The organism is Pseudomonas sp. B21-036, assembly GCF_024748925.1.
Classification (GTDB): Bacteria; Pseudomonadota; Gammaproteobacteria; order Pseudomonadales; family Pseudomonadaceae; genus Aquipseudomonas; species Aquipseudomonas palmensis.
Window position 1 is genome coordinate 1,295,922 of the sequence record NZ_CP087178.1, and the last position, 14,043, is coordinate 1,309,964.

General features: G+C 64.4%; 16 protein-coding genes. 12 read left to right on the top strand and 4 right to left on the bottom strand.

The features are described 5' to 3' along the window. Positions 1 to 39: 39 nt before the first annotated feature. From LOY33_RS05755 to purT, 4 genes are all read left to right on the top strand, one after another. On the top strand, positions 40 to 564 hold the full coding sequence (locus LOY33_RS05755) for a gamma carbonic anhydrase family protein (RefSeq protein ID WP_054915036.1): 525 nt from the start codon (positions 40 to 42) through the stop codon (positions 562 to 564). After that, entirely contained in the window at positions 564 to 776 is a 213-nt protein-coding gene (locus LOY33_RS05760) for a DUF1289 domain-containing protein (protein WP_258662220.1), read from the top strand. The genes LOY33_RS05755 and LOY33_RS05760 overlap by 1 nt, the downstream gene beginning before the upstream one ends. Positions 777 to 838: 62 nt before the next feature. Next, complete coding sequence (locus LOY33_RS05765; RefSeq protein WP_043863178.1) at positions 839 to 1,306, top strand: VUT family protein; 468 nt, start codon at positions 839 to 841, stop codon at positions 1,304 to 1,306. Between the two features lie 71 nt (positions 1,307 to 1,377). Continuing rightward, positions 1,378 to 2,559, top strand: coding sequence for a formate-dependent phosphoribosylglycinamide formyltransferase (gene purT, locus LOY33_RS05770; protein ID WP_043863179.1), 1,182 nt, complete (start codon positions 1,378 to 1,380; stop codon positions 2,557 to 2,559). Positions 2,560 to 2,660: 101 nt separating this feature from the next. Here purT and LOY33_RS05775 read toward each other — a convergent pair whose 3' ends face one another. From LOY33_RS05775 to LOY33_RS05785, 3 genes are all read right to left on the bottom strand, one after another. After that, on the bottom strand, positions 2,661 to 3,971 hold the full coding sequence (locus LOY33_RS05775) for an MFS transporter (protein ID WP_043863180.1): 1,311 nt from the start codon (positions 3,969 to 3,971) through the stop codon (positions 2,661 to 2,663). Between the two features lie 73 nt (positions 3,972 to 4,044). Then, positions 4,045 to 5,244 carry a transporter associated domain-containing protein gene (locus LOY33_RS05780; protein ID WP_054915033.1) on the bottom strand — a complete coding sequence of 400 codons (1,200 nt, stop codon included), beginning with the start codon at positions 5,242 to 5,244 and terminating at the stop codon, positions 4,045 to 4,047. A 10-nt stretch (positions 5,245 to 5,254) separates the two neighbouring features. Then, on the bottom strand, positions 5,255 to 6,067 hold the full coding sequence (locus LOY33_RS05785) for an inner membrane protein YpjD (RefSeq protein WP_043863182.1): 813 nt from the start codon (positions 6,065 to 6,067) through the stop codon (positions 5,255 to 5,257). A 196-nt stretch (positions 6,068 to 6,263) separates the two neighbouring features. On the opposite strand from LOY33_RS05785, the gene ffh reads away from it, so the two are divergent. The 6 genes from ffh (at position 6,264) to LOY33_RS05815 (ending at position 10,325) form a co-directional block, all read left to right on the top strand. Beyond that, positions 6,264 to 7,640: a signal recognition particle protein gene (gene ffh, locus LOY33_RS05790; RefSeq protein WP_043863183.1), complete on the top strand. Its 1,377-nt coding sequence runs from the start codon at positions 6,264 to 6,266 to the stop codon at positions 7,638 to 7,640. A gap of 238 nt (positions 7,641 to 7,878) precedes the next feature. After that, positions 7,879 to 8,130 (top strand): 30S ribosomal protein S16, encoded by a 252-nt coding sequence (gene rpsP / locus LOY33_RS05795; protein ID WP_028942918.1) that lies wholly within the window; start codon positions 7,879 to 7,881, stop codon positions 8,128 to 8,130. A gap of 5 nt (positions 8,131 to 8,135) precedes the next feature. Beyond that, entirely contained in the window at positions 8,136 to 8,672 is a 537-nt protein-coding gene (gene rimM / locus LOY33_RS05800) for a ribosome maturation factor RimM (RefSeq protein WP_043863184.1), read from the top strand. Between the two features lie 3 nt (positions 8,673 to 8,675). After that, entirely contained in the window at positions 8,676 to 9,428 is a 753-nt protein-coding gene (gene trmD / locus LOY33_RS05805) for a tRNA (guanosine(37)-N1)-methyltransferase TrmD (protein WP_043863185.1), read from the top strand. 42 nt (positions 9,429 to 9,470) lie between these two features. Continuing rightward, positions 9,471 to 9,821 (top strand): 50S ribosomal protein L19, encoded by a 351-nt coding sequence (gene rplS, locus LOY33_RS05810; protein WP_043863186.1) that lies wholly within the window; start codon positions 9,471 to 9,473, stop codon positions 9,819 to 9,821. A gap of 96 nt (positions 9,822 to 9,917) precedes the next feature. Further along, positions 9,918 to 10,325 carry an acyl-CoA thioesterase gene (locus LOY33_RS05815; RefSeq protein WP_043863187.1) on the top strand — a complete coding sequence of 136 codons (408 nt, stop codon included), beginning with the start codon at positions 9,918 to 9,920 and terminating at the stop codon, positions 10,323 to 10,325. A gap of 21 nt (positions 10,326 to 10,346) precedes the next feature. Here LOY33_RS05815 and LOY33_RS05820 read toward each other — a convergent pair whose 3' ends face one another. Continuing rightward, a complete protein-coding gene (locus LOY33_RS05820) occupies positions 10,347 to 12,149 on the bottom strand; it encodes a sodium:proton antiporter (protein ID WP_258662231.1) in 1,803 nt (600 codons plus the stop codon). A gap of 68 nt (positions 12,150 to 12,217) precedes the next feature. On the opposite strand from LOY33_RS05820, the gene xerD reads away from it, so the two are divergent. Continuing rightward, positions 12,218 to 13,114, top strand: a complete 897-nt coding sequence (gene xerD, locus LOY33_RS05825; protein ID WP_043863189.1) for a site-specific tyrosine recombinase XerD — start codon at positions 12,218 to 12,220, stop codon at positions 13,112 to 13,114. Between the two features lie 151 nt (positions 13,115 to 13,265). Further along, positions 13,266 to 14,003: a bifunctional protein-disulfide isomerase/oxidoreductase DsbC gene (dsbC, locus tag LOY33_RS05830; protein WP_043863190.1), complete on the top strand. Its 738-nt coding sequence runs from the start codon at positions 13,266 to 13,268 to the stop codon at positions 14,001 to 14,003. Positions 14,004 to 14,043: the final 40 nt, after the last annotated feature.

Sequence of the window (14,043 nt, forward strand, 5' to 3'; positions counted from 1 at the left end):
CGGGCCAACCCGCCGCCTTCCCACCGTGAGGAACCACGCATGAAATACCGTCTGGGCGACCTGCGCGTCGAAACCCACCCACAGAGCTGGGTAGCGCCCACCGCCACGCTGATCGGCAAGGTACGCCTGCAGGCGGGGGCCAACGTCTGGTTCGGCGCGGTGCTGCGCGGCGACAACGAGCTGATCGACATCGGCGAGAACAGCAACGTGCAGGACGGTACGGTAATGCACACCGACATGGGCTGGCCACTGACCCTGGGCAAGGGCGTGACGGTCGGCCACAACGCCATGCTGCATGGCTGCACGGTCGGCGACTACAGCCTGGTGGGCATCGGCGCGGTGATCCTCAATGGTGCGCGCATCGGCAAGCACTGCATCATCGGCGCCAATGCGCTGGTGCCCGAGGGGCGCGAGATTCCCGATGGTTCGCTGGTGGTCGGCTCGCCGGGCAAGGTGGTGCGCGAACTGACCCCGGCGCAGCAGCAACTGCTCGAGGCCAGCGCTGCCCACTATGTGCACAACGCCCAGCGCTATGCCCGTGACCTTGTACCCCAGGAGGACTGATGAGCAGCCCTGAACGACCGGTGGCCTCGCCTTGCGTGCATATCTGCGCGCTGGACGAGCAGGATATCTGCACCGGCTGCCAGCGCACCGCCAGCGAGATCACGCGCTGGGGCCGCATGGCCAACGACGAACGGCGCCAGGTGCTGGTGCTGTGCCATGAGCGCGCCGTGGCGGCGGGGCTGGTGATGACGGTGGGCAAGGCCGCCAGCTGATCCCGGGCTTGGCCGTGCGGGGGCACTCAAGTACCCTGTACGGCTTGCCAACCGGTGTTTCTATGTTCTTTCTGATTGCTTATATCGCCAGCGTGGTGCTGATCAACTACGCGTTCTCCAGTGCCCCGCACCTGGACGTCATCTGGTCCGCCTGGGGCGGGCTGGTGTTCATCCTGCGCGACATGGTGCAGACCCGCTTCGGCCACGGCGCCCTGCTGGCCATGCTTGGCGCCCTGGTGCTGTCCTATATCACCTCCGAGCCTGCCATCGCCCTGGCCAGCGCCACCGCGTTCGCGGTATCGGAGCTGATCGACTGGCTGGTGTTCAGCATCACCAAGCGCCCGTTGCATGACCGCCTGTGGCTCAGCTCGGCGCTGAGCATCCCGCTGGACACCTTCATCTTCTTCGGCATGATCGGCGCACTGACCCCGGCCGTGGTCGGTACCGCGCTGGGCTCCAAGTTCGCCGGGGTGACGGTGGTGTGGCTGGCGATGGCCTGGCGCGCACGCAAGAACGCCTGCGCCATGTAAAATGGCGCTTCTTTTCACCGGGTTGCACCGTGCTGGGGCGGCCCTGGATTCCTTCCCTCTGAGGACCTGAGATGACCCGTATCGGAACCCCCTTGTCGCCGACCGCGACCCGAGTACTGCTGTGTGGCTGTGGCGAACTGGGCAAGGAAGTGGTGATCGAGCTGCAACGCCTGGGCGTTGAAGTGATTGCCGTGGACCGTTACGCCGATGCCCCGGCCATGCAGGTGGCGCACCGCAGCCACGTGATCAACATGCTCGATGGCGCCGCCCTGCGCGCGGTGATCGAGGCCGAGCAGCCGCACTACATCGTGCCGGAAATCGAAGCCATCGCCACCGCCACCCTGGTGGAGCTGGAAGCCGAAGGCTTTACCGTGGTGCCGACCGCACGCGCCGCGCAGCTGACCATGAACCGCGAGGGCATCCGCCGCCTGGCCGCCGAGGAGCTGGACCTGCCAACCTCGCCTTACCACTTTGCCGACACCTTCGAAGACTACCGCAAGGCCGTCGAAGACCTCGGCTTCCCGTGTGTGGTCAAGCCGGTGATGAGCTCGTCGGGCAAGGGCCAGAGCCTGCTCAAGGGCGTCGATGACGTGCAGGCCGCGTGGGACTATGCCCAGGAAGGCGGGCGTGCCGGCAAGGGCCGGGTCATCATCGAGGGCTTCATCGACTTCGAGTACGAGATCACCCTGCTCACCGTGCGCCATGTGGGCGGCACCACCTTCTGCGCGCCGGTCGGGCATCGCCAGGAGAAGGGCGATTATCAGGAGTCGTGGCAGCCGCAGGCGATGAGCCCCAAGGCGCTGGCCGAGTCCGAGCGCGTGGCGCGTGCGGTGACCGAGGCCCTGGGTGGTCGCGGCATGTTCGGCGTGGAGCTGTTCGTCAAGGGCGACCAGGTGTGGTTCAGCGAAGTCTCGCCGCGCCCGCACGACACTGGCCTGGTGACCCTGATTTCCCAGGACCTTTCGCAGTTCGCGCTGCATGCGCGGGCGATCCTGGGCCTGCCGATTCCGCTGATTCGCCAGTTCGGGCCGTCGGCTTCGGCAGTGATTCTGGTGGAAGGCACTTCGCAGCAGACCGCCTTCGCCAACCTCGGCGCGGCGCTGAGCGAGCCGGACACGGCGCTGCGCCTGTTCGGCAAGCCAGAGGTGAATGGCCAGCGGCGCATGGGCGTGTGCCTGGCGCGTGACGAGTCGATCGAAGCCGCGCGGGCCAAGGCGACCCGGGCTTCGCAGGCAGTCAGCGTAGAGCTGTAAGGCTTTAGTACGTCATCGCGGGTCAGGCCCGCTCCCACAGAAACAGTGATGATGCCTGTGGGAGCGGGCCTGACCCGCGATAGCTGCGCAGCAGCCTGTCTTCAGAGTTCCGTATGCCGGGTCTCTTTCAGGCACAGCACTGCAATCAGGCTCAGTACTGCTGCCGCCGACACATACCCGCCCACCCAGCTCAGGCCGCCCATGGCCACCAGCTTCTGTGCAAAGAACGGCGCCGCCGAGGCTCCGACGATCCCGCCCAGGTTGTACGCCGCCGAGGCCCCGGTATAGCGCACGTGCGTGGGGAACAGCTCAGGCAGCAGCGCCCCCATCGGCGCGAACGTCACCCCCATCAGAAACAGTTCGATGGCCAGAAACAGCGCCACGCCCGCGGTCGACCCCGACGTCAGCAGCGGCTCCATGGTGAACCCCGACAGGATGGCCAGCACCCCACCCACGATCAGCACCGGCTTGCGTCCGTACCGGTCGCTCAGCCAGGCCGACAGCGGCGTGGCCAGGGCCATGAACACCACCGCAAAGCACAGCAGTGCCAGAAAGGTCTCGCGGCTGTAGCCAAGGGTCGATACCCCGTAGCTCAGCGAGAACACCGTCGAGATGTAGAACAGCGCGTAGCACACCACCATCGCCGCCGCGCCCAGCAGGGTGGGCGCCCAGTACTGTGCGAACAGCTCGACCACCGGCATCTTCACCCGCTCGTGGCGCGCCACGGCCTTGGCGAACACCGGCGACTCCTCGAGCTTGAGCCGCACATACAGCCCCACGATCACCAGCGCGGCGCTGAGCAGGAACGGAATGCGCCAGCCCCAGCTGCGGAACTGCTCGTCGGAAAGGGTCATGGCCAGGGTCAGGAACAGGCCGTTGGCCGCCAGAAAGCCGATCGAAGGGCCCAGCTGCGGGAACATGCCGAACCACGCCCGCTTGCCCTTGGGCGCGTTCTCGGTGGCCAGCAGCGCTGCACCGCCCCATTCGCCGCCCAGCCCCAGGCCCTGGCCGAAGCGCAGCAGGCACAGCAGGATCGGTGCCCAGGCGCCAATGCTGTCGTAACCCGGCAGCACGCCGATCAGCGTGGTGCAGATGCCCATCAGCAGCAGCGAGGCCACCAGCGTCGACTTGCGACCGATGCGGTCGCCAAAATGGCCGAACAGCGCCGAACCCAGCGGGCGCGCCAGAAACGCGATGCCGAAGGTGAGGAAGGCCGAGAGCATCTGCGCGGTGCCCGAGGTCTGCGGGAAGAACACCGGGCCGATCACCAGGGCCGCTGCCGTGGCGTATACGTAGAAGTCGTAGAACTCGATGGCGGTGCCGATGAAGCTGGCCGTGGCTACCCGGGCGGGCGAGTTGACTGGGGGCGCTGCGGTTTCATCGTTGTTGTTATAGGTGCTGCTGGTCGTCATGAACGTTTCCCTGTCGAGTGCTGCGAAGGCTCCGGCACCTGCCGCGGGCAAGCGCCGGCGGGCTCGAGTATAGCTAGCGGGAAACGGTCCAGACCAGTATGCGGCTGGCGCAATTGTCCTCGGTTTCGAGGATTTCCATGCGATAACGGCCCATTTTCAGGCACACCGCGCTGGCAGGGATGCTTTCCAGCGCCTCGGTCACCAGGCCGTTCAGGGTTTTCGGGCCGTCGCTGGGCAGGTGCCAGCCCAGGCTGCGGTTGAGCTCGCGGATCGAAATGTTGCCCTCGATCACGTAGCGCCCATCGGGCTGCGGGTGAATGTGCGGGTTGTCCAGGCTGTGCTCTTCCTCGAACTCGCCCACGATCTCTTCAAGAATGTCTTCCAGGGTGACGATGCCCTGCACTTCGCCATATTCGTCCACCACCACGCCCAGGCGCCGCTGCTGTTTGTGAAAGTTCAGCAGCTGCAGTTGCAGCGGTGTGCTTTCGGGCACGAAGTATGGCTCGTAGCACGCCGCCAGCAGGTTGGCCAGGGTCAGCTCGGCCTTGGGCAGCAGGTGGCTGATCTGACGCGTGTTGAGGATCGCCTCGACCTGGTTGATATCACTGTGGAACACCGGCAGGCGGGTGTGACGGCTGACGATCAGTTGCTCGATGATTTTTTCGATCGGCTCGTCGAGGTTGATCCCGTCGACATCGTTGCGCGGCACCAGGATGTCGTTGACCGTCACCTTGTCCAGCGCCTGAAGGCTGCCGAGCAGGTCGCTCCTGTGCTGGGCATGTTCCTCGTCCGGCGTACCGGAGGCACCGGGGGTGTCGTGGCGATTGTCATGCTGGGTGACAGCCGTGACCTTGCCCGCGAAGGGGCGCAGCAACAGGCGTGCAACGCCATCGAGCAGCCAGGCCAGTGGCTGCAGCAGCATGAGCGGCACCTTGAGCAGGCTCTCGCCCAGGCCCAGCAGGGCGTCGGGGTAGCGTCGGGCCAGCTGGCGGGGGAGGTAGTCGGTGAGCACCAGCACGGCCAGTGCCGCTGCCGCGCAGGCCAGCCAGAAGCCGCGCTCGCCGGCATGGGCAAAGCCCAGCAGCGAGGCCAGGGCGAACACCAGCAGCTTGCCCAGGGTGGCGCCCAGCATCAGTGCACGTTCGCTTCTGGGGCCATTGCGGCGGGTGCCGCCCTGTTGCTGCTGGGCGGCATCCACTGCGCTGAACAGCGCCGCCCACACCAGGGTCAGTGCCAGTACCGCGACCTGTGGGCCTAACGGCAGAGTGTTCATAGGTCGCCTGTCAGATATGCAGAATGAATTCGCGTACCAGCTTGCTGCCGAAATACGCCAGCATCAGCAGGCAGAAACCGGCCAGGGTCCAGCGGATCGCCTTGTGACCGCGCCAGCCCAGGCGGGTGCGGCCCCACAGCAGGACGCCGAAGACGATCCAGGCCACGCAGGCGAGCAGGGTCTTGTGCACCAGGTGCTGGGCGAACAGGTTGTCCAGGAACAGCCAGCCGGAGATCAGCGACAGCGACAACAGCGCCCAGCCGGCCCACAGGAAGCCGAACAGCAGGCTCTCCATGGTCTGCAGCGGCGGGAAGTTGCGGATCAGGCCCGAGGGGTGCTTGTGCTTGAGCTGGTAATCCTGCACCAGCAGCAGCAAGGCCTGGAACACCGCGATGGTGAACAGCCCGTAGGCCAGGATCGATAGCAGGATATGCGCCAGGATGCCGGGCTCCTCGTTGACCAGCGGCACCGTGCCCGAGGGCGCGAACTGCGCCATCAGCGCGGTCAGCAGGCCCAGCGGGAACAGCAGCAGCAACAGGTTCTCCACCGGGATGCGCAGGGTGGCGACCAGGGTCAGGGCAATCACTGCGGTGGCGATCAGGCTGGCGGCGCTGAAGAAGTCCAGGCTCAGGCCCAGCGGCGTGAGCAGCTGCCAGCACAACGCGGTGCCCTGAGCGACCACGGCGAAGGCGCCGAGCATTCCGAGCAGCCGCTTGTCGGCCTTGGTGCCTCGGGCCAGGCGGGTGCCTTGATAGAAAATCGCGGCGGCGTACAGGCAGGCGGCGATCAGATTGGGTAGCAAGCTGGGTGACAAGGGGAGCATAAGTCCTGTTAGGCAAGCCCGAAAGGCCCTGAGTTTGGCATACAACGCGCCTGCCAAGGAAGACTGGTGGCCGACGCCATGGTGTGCGCGTGCGCGAGTCTTCGCTATAATCGCCGGCCTGCCCTTGCCCAAGGCTGGCCGAATGCGCCAGGGGCAGCTGATAAACCTCGGTTCTACAGAGCCTGAAAGGATCCCCATGTTTGAAAACCTGACCGACCGTCTGTCACAGACGCTGCGCCATGTCACCGGTAAAGCCAAGCTCACCGAGGACAATATTAAAGACACCCTGCGCGAAGTGCGCATGGCGTTGCTCGAGGCCGACGTCGCCCTGCCGGTGGTCAAGGATTTCGTCAACAAGGTCAAGGAACGCGCGGTCGGCACCGAGGTGTCGCGCAGCCTGACGCCTGGCCAGGCGTTCGTGAAGATCGTCCAGGCCGAACTCGAAGAGCTGATGGGCGCGGCCAACGAAGACCTCGCGCTCAACAGCGCGCCGCCTGCCGTGGTGTTGATGGCCGGCCTGCAGGGTGCGGGCAAGACCACCACCGCCGGCAAGCTGGCGCGCTTTCTCAAGGAGCGCAAAAAGAAGAGCGTGATGGTGGTGTCGGCCGACGTGTACCGTCCGGCGGCCATCAAGCAGCTCGAAACCCTGGCCAACGACATCGGCGTGACCTTCTTCCCGTCGGACATCACCCAGAAGCCGGTGGCCATCGCCGAGGCGGCGATTCGCGAAGCCAAGCTCAAATTCATCGACGTGGTCATCGTCGACACCGCCGGGCGTCTGCACATCGATGCCGAGATGATGGGCGAGATCAAGCAGCTGCACGCTGCGGTCAAGCCGATCGAGACCCTGTTCGTGGTCGATGCCATGACCGGCCAGGACGCCGCCAACACCGCCAAGGCGTTTGGCGAGGCGCTGCCGCTGACCGGCGTGATCCTGACCAAGGTCGACGGTGATGCCCGTGGCGGTGCCGCGCTGTCGGTACGCGCGATCACCGGCAAGCCGATCAAGTTCATCGGCATGGGCGAGAAGAGCGAAGCGCTCGAACCGTTCCACCCGGACCGCATTGCCTCGCGGATCCTGGGCATGGGCGACGTGCTCAGCCTGATCGAGCAGGCCGAGCAGACCCTGGACAAGGAAAAGGCCGACAAGCTGGCCAAGAAGCTGAAGAAGGGCAAGGGCTTCGATCTCGAGGACTTCCGCGACCAGCTGCAGCAGATGAAGAACATGGGCGGCCTGAGCGGCCTGATGGACAAGATGCCGAGCATCGGCGGCGTCAACCTGTCGCAGATGGGCAATGCCCAGGGCGCGGCAGAGAAGCAGTTCAAGCAGATGGAGGCGATCATCAACTCCATGACCCCGGCCGAGCGCCGCGACCCCGAGCTGATCAGTGGTTCGCGCAAGCGCCGCATCGCCATGGGCTCGGGCACCCAGGTGCAGGACATCGGCCGCTTGATCAAGCAGCACAAGCAGATGCAGAAGATGATGAAGAAGTTTTCCACCAAGGGCGGCATGTCGAAGATGATGCGCGGCCTTGGCGGCATGCTGCCTGGCGGCGGCATGCCCAAGCTGTAACCACATTCAGGCCGGTGCCTCCCGTGGGGCACCGACCGGAACCCCGCCGCTGGCGGGACCCGTGCCGCCTTCTATATACAGAAGCGGCTCATTCGCAGATCAGCACGGCGGCTTGTCGCTCGCCGTGAAAAGGCATTTGCAAAAGTCCGTGTATTCCTTGAGAATATGCGGCCTTTCGGGCACCCGTGTGCCCGCTGTGCATTATGATTTGCAGCACCGACTACAGGAACGATGTTCTATGCTAACCATCCGTCTTGCCCGTGGCGGCTCCAAAAAGCGCCCATTCTACACCCTGACCGTGACCGACTCGCGTAACCCGGTTACCGGTTCGCACATCGAGCAGGTTGGTTTCTTCAACCCTATCGCTCGTGGCCAGGAAGTTCGCCTGTCCGTTAAGCAGGATCGCGTTGCTCACTGGCTGAGCGTTGGCGCACAGCCATCCGAGCGCGTTGCAAAACTGCTGAAAGATGCTGCTAAGGCTGCTGCCTGAATAGTATGAGCGCGACGCCAGAAAAAGCTGACGACCTGATCGTTGTTGGCAAGATTTTTTCGGTTCACGGCGTTCGCGGCGAGGTGAAGGTCTTTTCCTTTACCGATCCGATTGAAAACCTGTTGGATTACCGCAACTGGACGCTCCGGCGCGAAGGTGTGGTCAAGCAGGTCGAGCTGGTCAGCGGCCGATCCACTCAAAAGGATCTGGTTGCCAAGCTCAAAGGCCTCGACGATCGCGATGAAGCCCGTCTTCTGAGCGGTTACGAGATTTGCATCTCGCGTAGCCTTTTGCCCGACCTGACCGAAGACGAGTACTACTGGTACCAGTTGGTAGGTCTGAAAGTCATCAACCAGGACGAACAGCTGTTCGGCACGGTTGATCACCTGTTGGAGACCGGCGCGAACGATGTAATGGTGGTCAAGCCCTGCGTGGGCAGCCTGGATGATCGTGAACGCCTGTTGCCCTATACCGGGCAGTGCGTGTTGAAGGTCGACCTGGCTGCAGGCGAAATGAGGGTGGAATGGGACGCGGACTTCTAGACGATGGCGAGCCTTCGTGTCGAAGTCATTACGTTGTTCCCCGAGATGTTCTCGGCCATCAGTGAGTACGGCATTACCAGCCGCGCGGTGAAGCAGGGGTTGTTGCAACTGACCTGCCACAATCCGCGGGACTACACCACAGATCGCCACCACACCGTGGATGATCGGCCGTTTGGCGGTGGTCCGGGCATGGTGATGAAGATCAAGCCCCTGGAAGATGCGCTGGTTCAGGCCAGGCAGCAGGCAGGGGAAGCGGCGAAGGTGATCTACCTGTCGCCACAAGGCCGTCAGCTGAATCAGTCGGCGGTACGCGAACTGGCGAATGCAGAGTCGTTGATTCTCATCGCAGGTCGTTATGAAGGCATTGACGAGCGGTTCATTCAGGCTCATGTCGATGAAGAGTGGTCGATTGGCGACTATGTACTGTCTGGCGGCGAGCTGCCGGCGATGGTCCTGATCGATGCGGTTACGCGGCTGCTGCCCGGAGCTTTAGGGCATGCGGACTCGGCGGAGGAAGACTCCTTCACCGATGGTCTGCTCGATTGCCCGCACTACACCCGACCGGAGGTGTATGCGGATCAGCGTGTTCCCGACGTGTTGCTCAGTGGCAACCATGCACACATCCGGCGCTGGCGTTTACAGCAGTCCCTTGGGCGGACCTATGAACGACGCGTCGATCTTCTGGAAAGTCGCTCACTTTCTGGAGAAGAGAAGAAGCTGCTCGAGGAGTATCTCCGAGAGCGGGACGATAGTTAACGTATCGATGGTGGGTCTGACGACCTATCTTAGGAGCACAGCATGACCAACAAAATCATTCTGCAACTCGAAGCCGAGCAGATGACCAAAGAGATCCCGACCTTTGCCCCAGGCGACACTGTTGTCGTTCAGGTGAAAGTGAAGGAAGGCGACCGTTCGCGTCTGCAGGCGTTCGAAGGTGTTGTTATCGCCAAGCGTAACCGTGGTGTGAACAGTGCTTTCACTGTTCGTAAAATCTCCAACGGTGTTGGCGTAGAGCGTACTTTCCAGACCTACAGCCCGCAGATCGACAGCCTGGCCGTGAAACGTCGTGGTGACGTGCGTAAAGCCAAGCTGTACTACCTGCGCGACCTGTCCGGCAAAGCCGCTCGCATCAAGGAAAAACTGGCCTGAGGCTAGTTTGACCGGCGGGCACGGGACCGCCATGCGAAAAGAAAGCAGCCTTCGGGCTGCTTTTTTGTTGTCCGTCATTCGTGTTTCAGAGATGTCATGAACAGTAGAGAGCAAGAGATCCAGCGCCGTACCCAGTTGTCGGTGACCCGCGTGACCAAGGCGGTGTTCCCCTCGACCACCAACCATCACAACACCCTGTTCGGCGGCACCGCGCTGGCGTGGATGGACGAGGTGTCGTTCATTGCCGCCACGCGCTTCTGCCGCTTGCCGCTGGTGACGGTGTCGACCGACCGCATCGACTTCAAGCACCCGATTGCCGCCGGCTCGATCGTGGAACTGGTGGGGACGGTGGTGAAGGTGGGTACCACCAGCCTGAAGGTCGAGGTGGAGGTGTTTGTCGAAAGCATGAGCTGCGACAGTCGCGAGAAGGCGATTCACGGGTTGTTCAGCTTCGTCGCCATCGACGAAGACAAGCGGCCGGTGCCGGTGTTGCCCGGCTTCTGAACGGCCAACAAGCCCGCGCGATCAACCTGCCTGCGGCTGGACCAGCGCCACCAGCGTCCACCCAGGCCCCGGCTTCAGCGCCGTATCCGGTCCTACCACATACACCCAGCCACTGGCATCGCGGGCAAACAGCAAGGTCGCGCGATCGCCATGCAACGCCTGGTAGTCCGCCCAGCCAAACGCCTCGGTCAGGTGTGTGGTGTACAGCTCGGCGCCCTGGTTGAACAGGTTGGCCAGTTGCACATAGGTCAACGCCTGGCTGCCAAACAGGCGCCCGCGATGTTCGTCACTGGCGCGGTGCTTGTCGCTGCGCTGGCGCTCCAGCCCGCTGGCCAGCACGAACAGGCGCTGATGCCCGAAATCATGTCGAAAGCGCGTGCATGCCAGGGTGTTGAGCTCGCCCGCCGGCGACAGCCCCAGCAGGTGCCCCAGGCCTACAAGGTCCAGGTGCGCATCGGCATGCTGCGAGGCCGGGTGACCGAAATAGGTCGGCAACCCCTCCATGCGCGCCGCGCGGATGTTCTCCCAGCTCGAATCGGCCAGCAGCACCCGGCTGCCCAGTTGTTGCAAGGCCGTGCCCAGGGCCCTGGCCGGCGCGTTGGCGCCCACGATCAGAAACCCGCTGGGGGCAGGCTCGGCCACCTTGAGCAGGCGCGCCAGCGGCCGCGCCGTGGCGCTTTGCAGCACCACCGTACCGATGATCACCGCGAACGTCAGTGGCACCAGCAGCAAGGCCCCCGCGTGCCCGGCCTCGTCCAGGCGTATCGCGAAAATCGCCGACACTGCCGCGGCCACGATGCCGCGCGGGGCGATCCAGGCCAGCAGCGCACGCTCGCGCCAGTTGAGCTGCGAGCCCCAGGTCGACAGTGCCACGTTCAGCGGCCGCGCAATCAGCTGGATCACCAGCAGCAGGGCCAGCACCGCAGGGCCCAGGCCGAGCAGGGCATTCAGGTCCAGGCGCGCCGCCAGCAGAATGAACAGGCCGGAGATCAGCAGCACGCTGAGGTTCTCCTTGAAGTGCAGGATCCGGCGCACATCCACGCCCTTCATGTTGGCCAGCCACATGCCCATCAGGGTCACCGCCAGCAGCCCCGACTCGTGCATCACCTGGTTGGAGGCGATGAAGATCCCCAGCACCGCTGCCAGCGAGGCCAGGTTGTGCAGGTACTCGGGCAGCCATTGATGGCGGATCACCTGGCCCAGCAGCCAGCCACCGGCCACGCCGAAGGCGCTGCCGCACAGGATCACCCCGGCGAACGTCAGCAGGCTCTGGCTCAGGCCGTCGCCAGCGGCGCTGGCAATGATGAAGCTGTACACCACCACCGCCAGCAGGGCGCCGATCGGGTCGATGACGATGCCTTCCCAGCGCAGGATGTTGGCCACCGCCGCCTTGGGCCGTACCACCCGCAGCATCGGCACGATCACGGTCGGCCCGGTGACCAGGGTCAGGGTGCCGAACAGGATCGCCAGCAGCCAGTCGAACCCCAGCAGCCAGTGGGTGGCCGCGCTGATCACCACCCAGGTGGACAGCGCGCCGAGGGTCACCATGCGCCGCACCACCGTGCCGATCTCGCGCCATTGCGACAGGTGCAGGGTCAGGCTGCCCTCGAACAGGATCAGCGCCACCGCCAGCGACACCAGCGGCATCAGCAGCGGGCCGAACATTTCCTGCGGGTCGAGCCAACCCAGGATCGGCCCGGCCATTATGCCGCTGAGCAGCAGGAACAGGATCGCCGGCAGCTTCAGCCGCCAGGCCAGCCACTGGCAGCCCAGGGCCGCGACACCGATCCCGCCGAATGCCAGCAATATCTCTTGTTCGTTCATTCGGGCTCCCTATGCCGGCGGTGTTATGGAAGACTAGCGGTATTTTTACGGCCTACCACCGAGTCTTCATGCCCGCCATCGACCACCCGCTGATCGACCAGTTCCTCGACGCCCTGTGGCTGGAGAAGGGGCTTTCCGACAACACCCGAGCGTCCTACCGCAGCGACCTGGCCCTGTTCAACGGCTGGCTCCAGGAGCGGGGCATGGTGTTGCCCGATGCCGGTCGCGAGCTGATCCTGGACCACTTGGCATGGCGCCTCGACCAGGGCTACAAGCCCCGTTCCACGGCGCGGTTCCTGTCGGGCGCGCGTGGCTTCTACCGCTACCTGCTGCGCGAGAAGCTGATCGCCCTCGACCCGACCCTGCAGGTCGACATGCCGCAACTGGGCAAGCCGTTGCCCAAGTCGCTGTCCGAGGCCGATGTGGAGGCCCTGTTGAAGGCTCCCGACCTTGGCGAGGCCATCGGCCAGCGCGACCGCGCCATGCTCGAGGTGCTGTATGCCTGCGGGCTGCGCGTCACCGAGCTGGTGAGCCTGACCCTCGATCAGGTCAACCTGCGCCAGGGCGTGCTGCGGGTGATGGGCAAGGGCAGCAAGGAGCGCCTGGTGCCGATGGGGGAGGAGGCGGTGGTGTGGGTAGAACGTTACCTGCGCGACGGCCGCGTCGAACTGCTCAACGGCCGCCCCAGCGATGTCCTGTTCCCCAGCCAGCGTGGCGAGCAGATGACCCGCCAGACCTTCTGGCACCGCATCAAGCACCAGGCCCAGGTGGCCGGGATCGGCAAGGCGCTGTCGCCGCACACCCTGCGCCATGCCTTCGCTACCCACCTGCTCAACCACGGCGCCGACCTGCGCGTGGTGCAGATGCTGCTGGGCCACAGCGACCTGTCGACCACCCAGATCTACACCCATGTGGCCCGCGCCCGCCTGCAGGAACTGCATGCCCGTCATCACCCGCGCGGCTGAGCGCTGATCGCACATTGCATGCGTCGCCAGCAGTCAATGCAGGGCGGCGAATGTGGTACGCTTTCGCGGTTTACACCCGGGCCCTGGATCGCGGCCGTTTTTCGGTACGCCTGTTCCGCTTTCGGCCCCCTGTCCGCCTTCAGGAGTTTTCATGCGCGTGACCCAGATTTTAGCCGCCGCCGCCCTGGCGCTGGCCAGTTCCTTCGCCGTGGCTGCGGCCAACGATGCCGAGCAGGCGATTCGCAAGTCGCTGCAGTCGCTGGAGTCGGAAATACCGGTCGACAGCATCGCTGCCAGCCCGGTCAACGGCCTGTACGAGGTCAAGCTCAAGGGCGGCCGTGTGCTGTACGCCAGCGCCGACGGCCAGTTCCTGGTACAGGGCTATCTGTTCCAGATCCAGGACGGCAAGCCGGTCAACCTGACCGAAAAGGCCGAGCGCGTGGCCATCGCCAAGACCATCAATGCGATTCCGGCTTCCGAAATGGTGGTTTACCCTGCCAAGGGCGAAACCAAGTCGCACATCACCGTGTTCACCGACACCACCTGCCCGTACTGCCACAAGCTGCATGCCGAAGTGCCCGAGCTGAACAAGCGCGGCATCGAGGTGCGCTACGTGGCCTTCCCGCGTCAGGGCCTGGGCTCGTCGGGTGACCAGCAGCTGCAGGCGGTATGGTGTTCCACCGACCGCAAGGCGGCCATGGACAAGATGGTCGACGGCAAGGAAATCAAGGCCGCCAAGTGCGAGAACCCGGTCAGCAAGCAGTTCCAGATGGGGCAGTCGATCGGCGTCAATGGCACGCCGGCCATCGTGCTCGAGGACGGTCAGGTGATCCCGGGTTATCAGCCGGCCCCGCAAGTGGCCAAGCTGGCATTGACCGCAAGCAAGTAATTCAATCAGTGAGCCGTCACCATGGGGAGACGGCTGTTTT